Here is a 17,267-nt window from a genome sequence, read left to right as displayed (position 1 = left end):
TTGAATAAAAAATAAAGATGGCCTTTGCGCCATCTTTTTTTATCTTTAAATCGCTATCAATCATCTTAACTCTATAGTGCTGCTTTAAACCTACTGATTATTTTTGATAATTGATACGCGATATAAAATCCTTGATATCACAATCAAACAGCACATCTTTTCAATATAAAAATCCATACCTATTCATATTCAGTCAGTAGAAGCGGTCAGTTAGATCTTGATATGTATCACAAATTAATCATTTAACTTATTTTATACAGTCACATATCAAAACTTTTATCTTCCATATCACTAAAAAACTAATATAATGGCAAATCATAGCAATATTAAAAAAATAAGTTCTACTCAGTCGCGATAATATGATACCTAGGTATATTATCAAGCTATCGCCAGCCAAATGGCTCGGTAGAAAATAGTAAAATAAATACGTCGTTCGAGCGCCTGAAAGTGGCGGTGAAATGGCGAAAAGTATCGCGATAAAAATAATAATTATTTGTCAGTGGATAGTAAAGAGCAATATAAAAACATGAATAATCATCCTAGCGGCTTTGTCCTGTTAAATTAACAGTTTAGCATTTCGATAGTTATTTTCTCTCTTCCATCCCTGAGTTTTAACCTGCATTGATCATATGGAGATCTTATGACTCAGTTTGTAATGGCTAATCCCAAAACCTGTATAGGATGTCATGCCTGCGAAATCGCTTGTGTGATGACTTATAATCAAGGCACGCATCCAGAACTCAGAGAGCATTTTTTACCAAGAATTAAAGTGCATAAACGTCATCACGTTTATACCGCGACAGCGTGTCGTCAATGTGAGAATGCGCCCTGCGTGAAAGTCTGTCCAACCGCGGCCTTGGTTCAGGGACAAGATAATGTGCACTTAGATAAATCACGCTGCATCGGTTGTAAAGAGTGTGTTATCGCCTGTCCATTTGGTGCCATTGAAATGGTGGATGAGTCGATTGAAAATGTCATCTCGATTGAACAAACGTACACAATTTTAAATCAAACCACCGCCCATAAATGTGACCTTTGTGAAGGTAGACGAGAAAGTCCGGCCTGCGTTGCGGCCTGTCCAACCAATGCACTAGCACTGATTAATCCAGAAAAAATCAGTGAACTACAACGTCAAAAACAACTACAAACCGCCTTTAATACGACTAAAGATCGCGCTATTTTGCCCAAAACTAAACCGGTGATATCGCCTTTTACCCGTCTGCAATCTATGCCGCGTCAAGATGCCACCCAAAAAGCACTGACGGTTCGCAAAACCTCTTTTTTAGAAATCTACAATGGTTTTAGTGACGAGCAGACAAAGTTACAAGGTGCGCGCTGTTTAAGCTGTGGGCCTCATTCTGTATGCGAATGGCGCTGTCCACTACATAACCGGATTCCACACTGGATAACATTGGCCAAAGAAGGACGGATACTTGAAGCGGTAGAGCTGTCACACAGTACCAATAGTTTGCCAGAAATTACCGGACGGGTTTGCCCACAAGACAGGTTATGTGAAGGTGTTTGTACCTTAAAAAATGAAACCGATGCCGTCACTATTGGCAATATTGAACGTTATGTAACAGAAACCGCTTTCGCTATGGGCTGGAAGCCCGATCTCTCCTATGTAGAAAAAACCAATAAAAAAGTGGCCATCATTGGCGCCGGCCCTGCTGGCCTGGCATGTGCTGATATGCTAGTGCGTAATGGTATTAAGCCGGTCGTTTTTGATCGCCATCCGGAAATTGGAGGCATGCTCACTTTTGGTATTCCCTCATTTAAACTCGAAAAAGAGGTGATGATTCGTCGACGCGAAATCTTCAGTGAAATGGGTGTTGAATTTCGTTTAAATACGGATGTGAGTAAAGATATCTCAATGCAAGCGCTACTTGATGCATATGATGCAGTATTTGTCGGTGTCGGCACTTATCGTTCGATGAAAGCAAACTTGAATAATGAAGATGCCGCTGGGGTTTACGAAGCACTCTCATTTTTAACCGCCAACACCAAACAAGTCATGGGGCTACCCGAACTAGCTTATCAACCGTATGTCAGTATGGAAGGTAAACGAGTGGTAGTTTTAGGTGGGGGTGATACCGCTATGGACTGCGTGAGAACCGCGATAAGACAAGGTGCTACTGAAGTCACCTGCGCCTATCGCCGTGATGAAGCCAATATGCCAGGCTCGAAAAAAGAGGTTAAAAATGCGCGTGAAGAAGGCGTTGAATTTCTATTTATGATGCAACCCATCAATATTGAAGTTGACCAACATGGTCAAGTGACGGGACTAAGAATGCTCAAAACTGAACTCGGTGAACCTGATGCGAGCGGACGACGCTCACCACGGCCGATAGCCGGTTCCGAGTTTATCTTAGCGGCGGATGCCGTCATTATCGCATTTGGTTTCAATCCACATAATATTGACTGGTTACAATCGCAAGGGGTTAGCCTCAATCGCTGGGGCACCATTATTGCGCCACCAGTCAATCATGAAAAATTGGCTTGCCAAACCGATAATCCTAAGATATTTGCCGGTGGCGACATCGTGCGTGGTGCTGACCTGGTTGTCACGGCGATTGCCGATGGCCGTATGGCCGCTAATAGCATCATTGATTATTTAGGCTTATCACGACAAACCCAGCCATTAACGGAGAAAAAAGCATCATGACAAATCGTTTTATTGCCGCTGATGCGAATAAGTGTATCGGATGTAAAACCTGTGAAATTGCCTGCGTAATGTCACATACCCATGACATCAATATGTCACCAGATAACTTTCAGCCGCGATTAAAAGTCATCAAAGGTATGTCAGTCACGGTACCAGTAATGTGCAAGCATTGTGAAAATGCCCCTTGTGCTAACGGCTGTCCAACCAATGCGATTGTGCGTCAGAACGAAAGTATTCAGGTTATTCAAGAACGCTGCATTGGCTGTAAGACTTGTGTTATTGCTTGCCCATTCGGTGCGATGACTGTTATCACACAAGAACTTGATCTGGCCGATGATGATTCACAGCAACCACAATATAAAAGTCAGGCGTTAAAGTGTGATCTGTGTGCAGAGAATCCACAAGGTCCGGCATGTGTTTCTGTCTGTCCAACACATGCATTGACACTGGTACAAAGTCAGTCACTTGATGCGATGATTAAGCATAAGCAAAAACGCACTGCATTAGATGAATTAACGGCATTTACACAAATATAATGACGACAGTCAAAGTGTGACTAACAGGCCCATCATACGCGTATATCGACAGTAAAAGACGCTATGTTAAACGATTGGCTCACTGGTCAAAAAGAGCGAGAATATATTTATGAAAAAAGTATTAACTGTCTGTCCATACTGTGCATCTGGTTGCAAAATCGACCTGTTAGTTGAAAATAATAAAATTATCAGTGCTCAAGGTGCAAACGGTATCACAAACCAAGGTGAATTATGCTTAAAAGGCTATTACGGCTGGGACTTTCTTAATGATACAAAAATTTTAACGCCCCGTTTAACCCAGCCATTGATTCGCCGTCAAAAAGGCGGTCAATTTGAGTCAGCGACTTGGGATGAAGCGATTGATTATGTCAGTGAGCGTTTGACACAGATAAAACAGCAACATGGCCCTGATGCAATTATGCTAACCGGCTCATCACGCGGCACCGGCAATGAGACCAACTATGTGATGCAAAAGTTTGCTCGCGCAGTGGTTGGCACCAATAATATCGACTGCTGTGCACGTGTTTGTCACGGCCCTTCCGTCGCCGCCCTACAGGTCACCCTGGGTAATGGTGCCATGAGCAACTCGATTAATGATCTTGAAGAGACAAAATGCATCCTAATCTTTGGTTACAATGCCGCAGATTCTCACCCGATTGTCGCCCGCCGAATCTTAAAAGCAAAAGAAAAAGGCGCTAAAATTATTGTTTGTGATCCCCGTTTTATTGAAACCGCGCGCATTGCTGATCTCTGGTTACCACTGAAAAATGGCAGTAATATGGCTTTAGTCAATGCCTTTCTAAACGTGCTGATCAATGAACATCTGTATAATAAAGACTACGTAAAACAATTTACTGAAGGTTTTGACGAGTTAAAAGCAGTGATTGAGAAATATACGCCTGAATATGTTGAAGAGATTACCGGATTATCAGCCAAGTTGATTCGTGACGCCGCACATATGTATGCCAAAGCCCCATCTGCCACCATCTTATGGGGAATGGGCGTCACACAGTGGGGACAAAGTACCGATGTTATCAAGGGGCTCTCTAGTATGGCACTGGTAACCGGTAATTTAGGACGCCCGGCGGTTGGGGTAGGTCCAGTGCGTGGTCAAAATAATGTTCAAGGTGCCTGTGATATGGGGGCAACACCGAAAGATTATCCCGGTTATCAAAAAGTGGCCGACCCGGCAGTAAGAAATAAGTTTGCTCAGGCATGGGGAGTGCCACTATTACCAGAGACACCAGGTTGCACTATTACTGAGGTACCACACCGCATTTTAGAGGGTAAAATCAAAGCTTATTATGTGATGGGTGAAGATCCCTTACAAACCGATCCTGATTTATCGGCAATGCGTGAAGCGTTAGAAAAAGTGGATTTTCTGGTTGTACAAGATATTTTTATGACCAAAACCGCCGCGGAGGCTGATGTTATTTTACCCGCAACCTCATGGGGTGAACATGAAGGTATTTACACCAGTGCTGACCGTGGCTTCCAACACTTTGAAAAAGCCATTGAACCAACCGGTAATGTGAAAGTTGACTGGGATATTATTAGCTTAATTTCATCCAAAATGGGCTATCCGATGGCTTATCAAAATACCCAAGCGATTTGGGATGAAATGCGGATGTTATGTGATCTCTATAAAGGGGCAACCTATCAAAAAATGGCGAAATTCGGTTATGTCCAATGGCCTTGTCCAACTGAGGATCATGCTGGTACGCCTTACCTCTATAAAGGTAATAAATTTGACCGCCCAAATGGTAAAGGCCTTTTAGCCTGTGCCGAGTGGGTTCCGCCTAAAGAGCAGATCGACGAAGATTTCCCGATGGTCTTATGTACGGTTCGTGAAGTAGGCCACTACTCTTGCCGCTCTATGACCGGTAATTGTCGACCACTACAAACCTTAGCCGATGAACCCGGTTACGTACAAATTAACCCAGCTGATGCAACGCGTTTAGGTATTGTTGATCAGGCATTAGTTTTTGTCGAATCGCGTCGAGGTAAAGTGATTACTCGTGCAGATGTGACGCCAAGAGCCAATAAAGGCGCTGTCTATATGACTTATCAATGGTGGATTGGTGCTTGTAATGAGCTCACCTTAGATCACCTCGATCCCGTCTCACGTACACCTGAATATAAACATTCGGCGGTAAAAGTGAGTGCAATTGATGATCAAACTTGGGCAGAAGAAGAGATTGCACAGCGTTATGCTGAACTTAAACAATATTTACAGCAAACCGCCGATGTCGCATAATCAGCTGAGCACATAAAAATTAGCGGGCGTCTTTGGCGCCCCTATTATGATAACAACCTCATTATCTGGTGAGATAACTGAATCAACAAATCCGCCCGTCTTAATCAAGCCGTAACCGGTTAACGGTAGCGCCATTTTCGTCTCTGCCTGTAGCATAGTCTGACAACCTTATTCACAAACCGTAGTAAAAAACGATTAAATACTGTGATTTACATCTATAAAATAGAAAAATTTAATCTCTAAGATCTTAATATTGTTAGCGATATCACTGTTTTTTACCGTATCACATGTTTAAATTACTGATAACGTTAACAATCATAATTAAGGTCTGAATATGACACACGATGAAGTTTGTCAACGAGCGACTCAAAGTGTCCAAACGCTCAGTTTATCGGTCAATCCCCGTTTTTATCCATTGGTCCATTTTGCACCTCCGGCTGGTTGGATTAATGACCCCAATGGACTTATTTACTTTAATCAGCAATATCATCTATTTTATCAACATTATCCACACAGTAGTTATCGTGGTCCGATGCACTGGGGCCATGCCGTGAGTGATGATCTGATCCATTGGCAACATTTACCCATTGCGCTTGCACCGGGGCAACAAGATGACGTGCATGGTGTCTATTCTGGATCGGCAGTTGATAATCATGGCGAGTTAACTCTATTTTATACTGGCCATACTGTGGTTGATTCCAATGCTTCGCAAGTGGTTATTCGACAGGTACAGATGCTCGCCACCAGCCGTGATGGTGCTACTTTTGAGAAACACGGCGTTATTATTGAACCGCCAGCACATATCGAACATTTCCGCGATCCTAAGGTGTGGCGCGATGCTGATAGCTGGAAAATGGTGATCGGGGTGAGTGAGCATCAAACAGGTCAAGTCTGGCTGTACACTTCAACCGATTTACGTCACTGGCAATTTGATCAAGTATTACTGAAAGCCAAACCTGATCAGGGCTGGATGTGGGAATGTCCTGATTTCTTCCCTTTAGGTGATAAATGGATTTTAGTCGTTTCCCCGATGGGCATGCAATCGAAGCAATTTGCTTACAACAATAAATTTCAGGTCGGTTATTTTGTTGGCACATTCAATAATAATCAATTTATCGTCGAACAGGACTTCACCGAACTCGACCATGGCTTAGACCTTTATGCACCTCAAACCTATTCAGGTAGCGGAGATCAACGTATTATGCTAAGTTGGTTTTCAATGCCAGAAACCCCTATTCCAGAGCAGCCCGATCACTGGTCGACTTGCTTAACGTTTCCCCGAATTATCACGTTAAATGAGCAAAATCAGCTCATCCAAACTCCCCTACCAGCAATCAAACAACTTCGACAAACGCCACAAAAACTCAGTGGTATCGTGTTAAATGATGAGCGATTTTGCCTTCCTTTAACCAGCGATTGTTGTGAATTATCCATAGAAATTGATATAACAAAAAGCGATGCTGAACGTTATGGTTTAATGCTGACCTTTGATCCACAAACAGATAAAGGCGTTAAATTGTATATCGATAAACAGTCTCAACGTCTCTATTTAGATAGAAGTAGCACCGCTTTTGGCCCCCATGGTCACCGCAGTATTGCACTGCCCGATACACCAACACTATTACTACATCTCATTATCGACAAGTCTACTTGTGAAATATTTGTTAATCATGGTCAAGCAACGTTATCAGCCCGAATCTATGCCGATTATACAGCAAATCATATCGCGCTTTATGCGGAAAATGGTCAAGCCTATTTTAATCAGTTCTGTGGCTGGCCTTTACAAAGTGCCTGGATAAAACCGTTTCCTTATATGTAACGACTCATTTTATGGATTAAAATATGAAGATATCACTGCCTTTTCGCAATCAAAATTATATTTTCTCTTCCGCTTATCTGTTTTTCTTTTTTGCTGCTTGGTCAATATGGTGGTCATTTTATGCTATCTGGTTAAAAAACAATCTCGGCATTAGCGGTACCGACCTGGGCACCATCTATTCAATCAATCAATTCACCAGTATCACCTTTATGATTTTGTATGGCGTCATTCAGGATAAATTGGGTATTCGCAAGCATCTCATGTGGATTATTAGTCTGGTGCTGATAGCCACCGGACCATTCTTAATTTATGTTTATGAACCCCTACTCAATAGCAACTTCATGATTGGGGTGATCTTAGGCTCGATACTGTTTTCACTCGGCTACCTCTCCGCCTGTGGCTTAATTGATAGTTTTGTTGAGAAAATTAGTCGCAAATTTGGTTTTGAATATGGTCAGGCGCGTCTATGGGGATGTATTGGTTATGCTTTAGCAGCGGCGATTGGTGGTATTTTCTTCAGTATCAACCCACACCTTAACTTTTGGAGTGTCTCGGTGATTGGTATCCTCTTCTTCATGACCAATTGTCTCTATCATCCAGCAAAAGCAGTTAACCGAAAAACGGTTCAGCAGAAAACTGATCGCTACAATGCCATTACATTAAATGATTTTATCATTATTTTTAAGAATCCCAAATTCTGGTCACTCGTCGTTTTCACATTAGGGACCTGGTCATTTTATAATATTTATGACCAACAGCTATTTCCGGTGTTTTTCTCCAGACTATTTAGCGATCCTGATATTGGGGTCCGGGTTTACGGTCAACTTAATTCAGTGCAGGTTATTCTTGAAGGAATTGGTATGGCCTGCATACCACTGCTGATTAATCGTATTGGTCCAAAACACGCCTTACTACTTGGCGGAATTATTATGACCTGTCGCATTATGGGTTCGGCTATTTTTAGTGATATTTATATTATCTCATTCATCAAAATGTTACATGCAATTGAAGTGCCGTTATTTGTGATTTCGATATTCAAATATAATGCCGTGAATTTTGATAAACGTTTATCGGCAACTCTATTTTTAGTCGGTTTCCAAATTGCGACCTCGATCGGTATTATTATCTTATCGATTCCAATTGGCATGCTATTTGATCGTATTGGTTATCATCAAATTTTCTTTGTGATCGCCTGTATTGTGATTATCTCTATTATCGCCGGTCTGTTTACCTTAAGTAACAAAAAGTTAGCCTCATGAATAAAAAAATCCCGCTACATCAGCGGGATTTTTCAGCTCAACTGAAATATTCAAGTCGTTATTAAGATGTCGATTATCAAACTTAACCAGAAAAGCGTCTTGCTTCAATAACGTCAGGTAGCTGATTTAATTTACTTAAAACACGATTCAAGGCTTCTTGATTGTAGACTTGCATATCCATATCAATGGTGGCCGTTTGCTGCTTGGTATCGGTCCGACTTGAAACACCAAGGACATTGACTTTCTCATTGGCTAAAATGGTCGTGATATCACGTAATAAGCCGCTTCGGTCATGAGCCACAATCCGCACGATTAATTGATAACTGGTATCTTGTTCGCTTCCCCATACCGCATCAACTATCCGCTCCGGAGCATGGCCTTTAAGCTCGATCAACTGCTCGCAATTAGCGCGATGGATAGAAATGCCTCGGCCTTGCGTAATAAAACCAACAATGTCATCACCAGGAATGGGGCTACAACAACGGGCAATGCTATACATCAGATTACCTAAACCTTCGACAATAATTTGTCCGCCAGCACGTTGATTACGCTGCTGTGAGTTCTCTGCTTTTTGGTTCAACTGTTTTAATGCCGCTTCATCTTCCTGCTCAGCGGTGGGTTTATTCAGTTTAGTATTCACATAATTAACCAACTGATTGATACGAATATCACCACCACCGACACTGGCCAGCACTTCATCGAATGAGTGTGCGTTATAACGATCAATCAGCAGTTTCTCAACATCTTTTACACTGATGCCGATTTGGGAGAGCTCATTATCTAAAATCTGCCGACCTGCCTGAATATTTTTATCCCGATCCTGCTTCTTAAACCAAGCTTGAATCTTCGCGCGAGCCCTGCTGCTATTGACAAACCCTAAACTTGGATTTAACCAATCGCGACTTGGATTAGGCTGTTTTTGCGTAATCACTTCAATTTGATCGCCCATTTGCAAGATATAGGTAAACGGCACAATGCGCCCACCAATTTTCGCGCCAATGCAGCGGTGACCGATATCACTGTGAATATGATAAGCAAAATCGAGTGGCGTAGATCCGGATGGTAAATCAACAACATCGCCTTTAGGCGTAAAGACATACACTCTGTCATCGAAGACCTGACTTCGAATTTCATCGCGCATTTCAGTACTATCAGACATCTCCTCTTGCCATGCCAGTAACTTACGCAGCCAGATGATACGCTGATCATAAGCAGTCATCTTATCGGTACTACCCTCTTTATATTTCCAATGTGCGGCGACACCTAATTCAGCATCATTATGCATCTGCTTAGTACGAATCTGAATCTCGATGGTTTTATCGGTTGGACCCAATATCACTGTATGGATAGATTGATATCCATTCGGTTTCGGATTCGCTACATAGTCATCAAACTCGGTGGCAATATGTTTATAGTGAGAATGGATAATCCCTAATGCGGCATAACAGTCTTCTATTCTGTCGGCAATCACGCGTACTGCACGGATATCATAGAGCTGATCAAAACTGAGCGACTTTTTCTGCATTTTACGCCAGATACTATAAATATGCTTTGGCCGGCCATAAACCTCAGCTTTTATTTGATCGGCATCCATTAAAGCCTGTAAGTGACGAACAAAGTGATCAATATAGCGTTCTCGGTCAATGCGTTTTTCTTGTAATTTTTTGGCAATAACGCGATATTCATCCGGATGTAAATAACGAAAACAGAAATCTTCCAACTCCCATTTTAGTTGACCAATACCCAGACGATTAGCGAGCGGCGCATAAATATTTTCACACTCTTTAGCGGCTAAAATACGCTCTTCTTCTGTCGCGCCCAGCATATCGCGTAAAAACATAATGCGCTCAGCCAGCTTGATAATCACACTGCGGAAATCTTTAACCATAGCAAGCAACATACGACGAATACTATCGATCTGTTCCGGCGTTGCACTCCCATTACGAATCGCTCTTAACTGGCCGATTCCTTTCATGCGAATCACGCCTGACGCCAGCTGAACAATCTGCTTATCGATATCCTCTTTAAGATCATCATATCGAATAACTTTAGCTTCCAGGAAGGGAAACAGTAATGCGGCACAAAGACTATCGACATCCATATTTAATGTCGATAAAATTTCTATCATTTCAATCGCATTGTGAAAACAGGTTAGCTGTTTTTCCGAACCGGCACTATTTTCAAAGCAAAAATCCCAGACGGCTTTGAATTTATCAAAGGCGGCCGAATTGACTAACGGTAACTCTTGCCGAGCCCACTTTTCAAAATCGAACTGCTCAAAAGCATAATGTTCATCAATATGCTGATGTGCTCCTCTAACTGATACCATATTTTTATTCCATTAAAACAGCGTTACTTGATAAACCGCACCATTGATTCAATATGCTTGGTTTGTGGAAACATATCTAAGACTGCCAATTTGTCAATTTTATAACCAGCTTCAATCAAAATTTTGCTATCACGTGCTAAAGTTGCCGGATTACAAGAAATATACACGAGATGAGAACTATTTATTTCAACGAGTTTAGCCATCACATTGAGCGCACCTTGACGCGCAGGATCTAAAAGGACTTTATCGATGTTAGCCTGACTAAGCCATAACGTATTGGGTGAAATATCATCCAAATTTTCCTGATAAAACAGCGCATTTAATGGATGAGTTGTTTGCGTTTTATTATTCAGTTCTGTATTCATTTTGGCCTTTTCAACCAAGGTATGCACGCCTTCCACACCAACCACTTGCTTGGCCGTTTTAGCGATAGGCAGTGAAAAATTACCCATCCCACAAAAGAGATCAAGCACCTGATCGTCGTTGGTTAATGCTAACCAAGACAAGGCTTTTGCCACCATTTTTTGATTCACCAGTCCATTCACCTGAATAAAATCAAGTGGACTGAAGGTCAAGGTTAAATCATCAAGCCGATAATAGGGCATACGCTCGGTATGTAAACAGACTAAACTATGACCTTGTAGATAGACGGTGGACTGATGTGTCAGACCAAACTGGATTAAGCGCGCTTTATCAGACTCAGGTAATGGCTGCAAATGACGCAGAACAACCAATAAACCACTATCGACAGCGATCAGCTCAACATGACCGAGTTCACGTTTGATACTGAGTTGATTTAAACAATCGCGTAATGGCACGATTAATGCCTCCAATTCAGGCACCAGTACCGGACACACCTTCACATCAATAATGTCATTACTGGTTTCTCGACGAAAGCCCATCAATAGTTGATGTTTGATAAAACGTAAAGCGAGCCTTGCCCGCCGACGATAATGATAGGGTGATGCGGCGACGATTTCTGTTTTGGTATCGGTCAAATCCGCCCCACTTTCACGCGTCATCAGATGACATAAGCTAGCGAGTTTACTCTGCTGTACCTGCTCGGGTGAAGCATGCTGCAACTGACAACCGCCACACACCCCGAAATGCGGGCATAAAGGGGTTACGCGAGATGTACTTTGATTATATCGCTTAACCACTTGCCCTTTCGCGTACTGCTTCTTCTCCTCAAACAATCGAATATCGACTCTCTCGCCTGGCAGCGCCTGAGGAATAAAAATCGTTTTTCCTTTATCATAAGCAATACCTTGTCCAAAAGCATCGATTGAATCAATTTCAACTTGAAGAAGCTGCGGAACAATACGTTTTTTACTGGGAGTATAAAAATTAGCCATTTAACATCATCACTTAACACAAAATTAAATCATTAAAGCTGAGCAGTGTTCGCGGCTATTTTCGCTAATAAAGCCGTATGAATATGTGCCGGCACTAATCCGACAACGTCACCACCATGCAGCGCAACTTCACGAACAATGGTTGATGAAATAAAACCATATTGAGTCGAAGGTATTAAAAACACTGTCTCTAAATCGGGTTTTAAGTGGATATTCATTTCAGCTAGTTGACGCTCATACTCAAAATCATAAGTGGTACGGATACCACGAACTAATACGGTCGCCTCGTGTGCCTTGGCAAAAGTCGCCATTAACTGTGAAAAGCCCAGGACTTCAACATTATCCAAATGCAGTAAACTATCGCTCGCCATCGCAACACGCTCCGACAGCGAAAACAGCGTTTTCTTGCTCGGGCTTGCAGCAACCGCAATGATTAAACGCTCAAAAATCAGCGCGGCTCGAGCAATCAGATCAATGTGACCATAGGTCATCGGATCAAAAGTACCAGGAAAAATTGCCGTAGGCATTTTTTTCATAATCAAACCTGTGTATCATGTGCAATATAGTAAGCGTATATCATACCGAATTTCTGGCTAAATTGTTAGTTTTACAAAGAGTAAGAAGAATGAAAAATAGGATCTCAGCGGTAATTATCACACTCAATGAAGAAAAGAATATTGGCCGTTGCCTCGCTTCACTACAAGGAATTGCGGATGAAATCATTGTTGTTGATAGTGGCTCAACCGACAGAACAGCAGAAATATGCCAGCAATATGCCGTGACTTTTATCAAACAAGATTGGCTTGGTTACGGAAAACAGAAAAACTTTGCGGCCGATCAAGCGCAGTATGACTTTATTCTGTCACTGGACGCTGATGAAGCTTTATCAGAAGAGCTGAGGGCCACTATTTTAGCAGAAAAAAACGCCACACTGGCTGATGCTTATCAGCTCAATCGATTGACCAACTACTGCGGAAAATGGATCCATCACTGTGGCTGGTATCCGGATAAAAAAATTCGTTTATGGCGCAAAGGGTCAGCTCACTGGACGACACCGAGAATTCACGAAACGATAAAACTGTCACCTAATGTCAAAGTTAAGCCGTTAAAAGGCGATTTGCTGCATTATACTTACTACACGATTGCTGAACATATTACCATCGCCAATAAATATACCTCATTAGTGGCGGAAGAGTATGCTGAGCGAGGCAAAAAACCAACCTGGATTAGAATCTATTTAAGTCCTCTTTTTAGTTTCTTTCGTGATTATTTTTTACGTCTGGGCATCTTAGATGGCTATTATGGTTTTGTTATCTGTTTGGTTGCAGCGTTTTCAACCTTTTTAAAATATACAAAACTCAAACAACTTTTACAGCAGGATAAACCATGAAATCGATATCTGTCTCGCTGGTGATTACTACCTATAACTGGCCCCAAGCCTTAGAACTCGTCCTGATGTCAGTGATGCAGCAATCAGTGTTACCCAATGAGGTCATTATTGCTGATGATGGTTCAACGGTATTAACCCGCGATTTGATTGCTAAATTTCAGGAAAACTTCCCTGTGCCGCTACATCATAGCTGGCAAGATGATGATGGTTTTAGGGCGGCAAGATCACGTAATAAAGCCATGGCTAAAGCAACTGGTAACTACATTGTGATCATTGATGGTGATATGATTTTACATCACCATTTTATACGAGATCATAAAAAAGCCGCAAAGCCTAATCAGTTTATTCAAGGCCGACGCGTAATACTCACAGAAAAGCTCACTAAACAGACTTTTGATAGCAAAAATATCCATTTTTCAGTTTTTTCGCCTGATGTCAAAAATAAATTCAATACCATCAGCTGCCGCTTATTATCGCCATTAGTCTCTTGCCTGTTTTCTAAGCAATCTTATCGTTCAATAAGAAGTTGTAACATGGCAATGTGGAAACAAGATGTCATTAAAGTAAACGGTTTTAATGAAGCTTTTGTCGGTTGGGGGCGAGAAGATAGTGAATTTGCCTTGCGCATGCTTAATGCGGGGATCAAAAGAAAAGATTTACGATTAGGAGGAGTTGCTTACCATCTCTATCACCGCGAACAAACACGAAATAATCTGAATAATAATGATCGTTTACTTGAAGAAGCAGTAAAAAATCAGGTGACAACCTGCCAGCACGGTTTATCTGAACATCTATAGCCTCCATTTGGCGGCGATACAAACACCATCACCAAAATAGGGCGTCACAGCTCTATTTTGGTGCAATCACCTTTATTGTTAGCTATTTATCTCTCTGTCTAAAAAATAAAGATAAATAAAAACAATCAATAAGTTTGATTGGCATAATCTTTGCTTCTATCAAAGATATGAGTAATATTGTGTCTGAACAATCGTAATAAGTTTAAATCATTTATCCTCGGTAGACCCTGCTGGGTTAAATATGAGGCGAAAAAGGGTATTTAATAATCTGCCTATTGGGCTTATGCATCAAATATCGATAATCACAGATAGTGTTAATTTTATTATCACATTCCAAGTCATCAAAACTGAAAACAGTATAAGGAGGTTTTCTCAATGCATAATAATAACGACAAGGATCAAGACCAAAAGGTACAGATCAAAGTCGGCATAAAAGCTTATATTGCTTTAATTTGTGCGATTCTTTTTTTCTCGGGCATCTTTATGAATGTGCAAGATATGGAATGGGTAAAATCCTTTTTTCATATTGACCATCCGGATAAATTCAAAGCGTTTGATTTTACCTCGCTCGGTGGCCAATTTGGTACCATGCAACATCCTGAAAAAAATACCTTTTTAGGCGAAGGTGGTCTCAGCGCAAAAGCCGGTTTCTTATTCGCCTTATCGCTGATTCCAACCGTGATGCTAGCATTGGGTGTATTAGAAATATTTACCCATTATGGCGCGATTCGAGCCGCACATAAATTATTAACCCCACTATTAAAGCCTATTTTAGGTTTACCAGGTTTAACTGGTTTAGCACTGATTACTGATTTACAAAGTACTGATGCAGGAGCAGCTTTAACCAAAGAGCTCTATGACCAAAAACAGATCGGTAAAAAAGAGGTCATTATTATGGGCGCATGGCAATATTCAGGTGCTGGTCTGATTAATAACTATTTTGCTATCGGCTCGGCCATTTTTGCCTGGCTAACGGTACCGGTGGTGATCCCCTTATTGGTGATGTTCATTTTAAAATTCGTCGGTGCCGCCTTTGTGCGTATGATATTAAATAGTCTTTATAAGAAGGATTTCACGAATGAGTAATAGCCATAAAAAAGAGACCAACAATCCGTTTGATATTTTTGTTATTGGTGCACGGAAAGGATTTAATATTGCCATCAATAATTTAATGCCTAATGTATTAATGGCTTATGTCATCGCTTATATTCTAAATGTATTAGGATTAATGGAACTGCTGGGTTCGGTCTTCTCACCCTTAATGTCGGTATTTGGTTTACCTGGTGTTGCCATTACGGTATTGCTGACCGCTTGGTTATCCGCTTCTGCAGGTACTGGTGTTGCGGTAAGCTTATTTGCTCATCAGCAGCTCGGTATTACCGACATCACTATTTTAGCGCCAGCCATCTTTTTAATGGGCTCACAACTACAATATATGGGTCGTTTGCTTGGCGTCGCCGATGTACCTAAAAAATATTGGCCACTATTGATGTTAACCAGTATTTTCAATGCCTTTATCGCCATGATTATCATGCGACTCATTGTGTAGCATGCATAATTAAAAATGATTGTTCTCTTTTATAAAACCACAAAAATAAATCTTAGGTCTTCGCTCAATAAGAGATGAAACATAAAAAAGATGATGAGATACAGCGCCAGCATATCTCATCACAAAAGCGATTAGCACAAAGGAGATAATATGTCGAAAGTACTTGATCACTATAAATACTTACACACCATTCCTGAGTTAGGATTTGCAGAACATAAAACGGCCGCTTATATCAGCCAACAATTAAAACATGCCGGCTATCAGGTCACCGACAATGTGAATGGGACAACCGGTATTATGGCTGTTTATGATAGTGGAAAACCGGGCCCGACACTGGCTTTGCGCGCCGATATGGATGCATTAGGTCATATCATTAATGGCCAGCACTGTGCGATGCATACTTGTGGTCATGATGCCCACTCCGCCATGGCATTAACTACCGCCGAAGAGGTCATGCAACAACATCTGGTCAAAAAAGGGCGAATTAAATTTATCTTTCAGCCTGCTGAAGAGCTCGGTACCGGTGCACTGGCCTTAATTAATGGTGGCGTAATCGATGACGTTGATATGATTATTGGTTTGCACTTAAGACCAAAAGATGAATGTCCGAAGGGTTTTGCATCCCCCGCCATGTACTATTCAGCCTCAACTACGATAACGGCTGATTTTATCGGTATTCCTGCGCATGGTGCACGCCCACATTTAGGTGTGAATGCCCTTGATGCGGCATCTATCGCAATTCAAGCAGTTAACACCATTCATCTTAATCCAGCCTTAAATTATAGTGCTAAAGCCACCCGCTGCATCTGTGATGCCGGTGTGACTAATGCGATTCCAGCCAAAGCCCATGTCTGTTGGGATCTGAGAGCACCGACGAATCAGGCAATGACTGAATTAAAAGAGAAAGTTTTAAAATCAATCGATTTTGCGGCACAATCAGTCGGCGCCACCGTCGATGCGGCAGTGACCAAAGAGATTCCGGCGGCAGAAATCAATCAAGAAGTGACCGATATTATCGCCTTAGCGATCAAAGATGTGCTGGGTGAAGCGGGTCTAAAAGCACCGATCCACACACCAGGTGGCGAGGACTTTTTTAATTATCCACGTGAAAGAGCACAGGTAAAAGCCGGTTTCTGGGGACTGGGCGTTGATCTTTTGCCTGGTTTACACCATCCGGATATGCATTTTGATACGGATGCACTGGAGATTGGTGTGAATGTCTCAAAAGCCTGTGTGAAAAGAGTACTAGGCTAAGTCATCGCAATATTGTTGTATGACAGGTATTGACTCAACGATTCAAAATAGCGGATA

General features: G+C 41.7%; 14 protein-coding genes. 10 read left to right on the top strand and 4 right to left on the bottom strand.

Going from position 1 to position 17,267, the window contains the following annotated elements; translation table 11 throughout:
• Positions 1 to 640: 640 nt before the first annotated feature.
• From aegA to fdhF, 3 genes are all read left to right on the top strand, one after another.
• Entirely contained in the window at positions 641 to 2,665 is a 2,025-nt protein-coding gene (gene aegA / locus RHO15_02545; protein WVD64417.1) for a formate-dependent uric acid utilization protein AegA, read from the top strand.
• Positions 2,662 to 3,201: a 4Fe-4S dicluster domain-containing protein gene (locus RHO15_02540; GenBank protein ID WVD64416.1), complete on the top strand. Its 540-nt coding sequence runs from the start codon at positions 2,662 to 2,664 to the stop codon at positions 3,199 to 3,201. The genes aegA and RHO15_02540 overlap by 4 nt, the downstream gene beginning before the upstream one ends.
• A 109-nt stretch (positions 3,202 to 3,310) precedes the next feature.
• Entirely contained in the window at positions 3,311 to 5,458 is a 2,148-nt protein-coding gene (fdhF, locus tag RHO15_02535; GenBank protein ID WVD64415.1) for a formate dehydrogenase subunit alpha, read from the top strand.
• Here the strand turns inward: fdhF and RHO15_02530 are convergent, their stop codons facing one another.
• Positions 5,459 to 5,614, bottom strand: coding sequence for a hypothetical protein (locus tag RHO15_02530; GenBank protein WVD64414.1), 156 nt, complete (start codon positions 5,612 to 5,614; stop codon positions 5,459 to 5,461).
• 178 nt (positions 5,615 to 5,792) lie between these two features.
• On the opposite strand from RHO15_02530, the gene RHO15_02525 reads away from it, so the two are divergent.
• Both RHO15_02525 and RHO15_02520 read left to right on the top strand, forming a co-directional pair.
• Entirely contained in the window at positions 5,793 to 7,277 is a 1,485-nt protein-coding gene (locus RHO15_02525; protein ID WVD64413.1) for a glycoside hydrolase family 32 protein, read from the top strand.
• A gap of 23 nt (positions 7,278 to 7,300) precedes the next feature.
• The gene (locus RHO15_02520) at positions 7,301 to 8,536 is read left to right on the top strand and encodes an oligosaccharide MFS transporter (protein WVD64412.1); all 1,236 of its coding nucleotides are present in this window, start codon (positions 7,301 to 7,303) and stop codon (positions 8,534 to 8,536) included.
• Positions 8,537 to 8,618: 82 nt separating this feature from the next.
• Here RHO15_02520 and relA read toward each other — a convergent pair whose 3' ends face one another.
• Genes relA through coaD form a run of 3 tightly spaced genes read right to left on the bottom strand, consistent with a single transcriptional unit; the run spans position 8,619 to position 12,747 of the window.
• A complete protein-coding gene (gene relA / locus RHO15_02515; protein ID WVD64411.1) occupies positions 8,619 to 10,865 on the bottom strand; it encodes a GTP diphosphokinase in 2,247 nt (748 codons plus the stop codon).
• A 23-nt stretch (positions 10,866 to 10,888) separates the two neighbouring features.
• A complete protein-coding gene (gene rlmD, locus RHO15_02510; protein WVD64410.1) occupies positions 10,889 to 12,220 on the bottom strand; it encodes a 23S rRNA (uracil(1939)-C(5))-methyltransferase RlmD in 1,332 nt (443 codons plus the stop codon).
• Between the two features lie 32 nt (positions 12,221 to 12,252).
• Positions 12,253 to 12,747, bottom strand: coding sequence for a pantetheine-phosphate adenylyltransferase (coaD, locus tag RHO15_02505; GenBank protein WVD64959.1), 495 nt, complete (start codon positions 12,745 to 12,747; stop codon positions 12,253 to 12,255).
• Positions 12,748 to 12,845: 98 nt separating this feature from the next.
• Between coaD and RHO15_02500 the strand changes: the two genes are divergently transcribed.
• The 5 genes from RHO15_02500 to RHO15_02480 all read left to right on the top strand — a co-directional run bounded on the left by RHO15_02500 (position 12,846) and on the right by RHO15_02480 (position 17,210).
• Positions 12,846 to 13,610 carry a glycosyltransferase family 2 protein gene (locus RHO15_02500; protein WVD64409.1) on the top strand — a complete coding sequence of 255 codons (765 nt, stop codon included), beginning with the start codon at positions 12,846 to 12,848 and terminating at the stop codon, positions 13,608 to 13,610.
• On the top strand, positions 13,607 to 14,407 hold the full coding sequence (locus RHO15_02495) for a glycosyltransferase family 2 protein (GenBank protein WVD64408.1): 801 nt from the start codon (positions 13,607 to 13,609) through the stop codon (positions 14,405 to 14,407). Before RHO15_02500 ends, RHO15_02495 begins: the two co-directional genes overlap by 4 nt.
• Before the next feature lie 375 nt (positions 14,408 to 14,782).
• A complete protein-coding gene (locus RHO15_02490; protein WVD64407.1) occupies positions 14,783 to 15,493 on the top strand; it encodes a nucleoside recognition domain-containing protein in 711 nt (236 codons plus the stop codon).
• A complete protein-coding gene (locus tag RHO15_02485; GenBank protein WVD64406.1) occupies positions 15,486 to 15,956 on the top strand; it encodes a YjiG family protein in 471 nt (156 codons plus the stop codon). Before RHO15_02490 ends, RHO15_02485 begins: the two co-directional genes overlap by 8 nt.
• A 150-nt stretch (positions 15,957 to 16,106) precedes the next feature.
• On the top strand, positions 16,107 to 17,210 hold the full coding sequence (locus tag RHO15_02480) for an amidohydrolase (GenBank protein WVD64405.1): 1,104 nt from the start codon (positions 16,107 to 16,109) through the stop codon (positions 17,208 to 17,210).
• The last annotated feature ends 57 nt before the right edge of the window (positions 17,211 to 17,267 follow it).

It is taken from the genome of Orbaceae bacterium lpD01, assembly GCA_036251705.1.
GTDB classification, from domain to species: domain Bacteria; phylum Pseudomonadota; class Gammaproteobacteria; order Enterobacterales; family Orbaceae; genus Utexia; species Utexia brackfieldae.
This window is presented reverse-complemented; position numbering and strand designations above follow the sequence as displayed.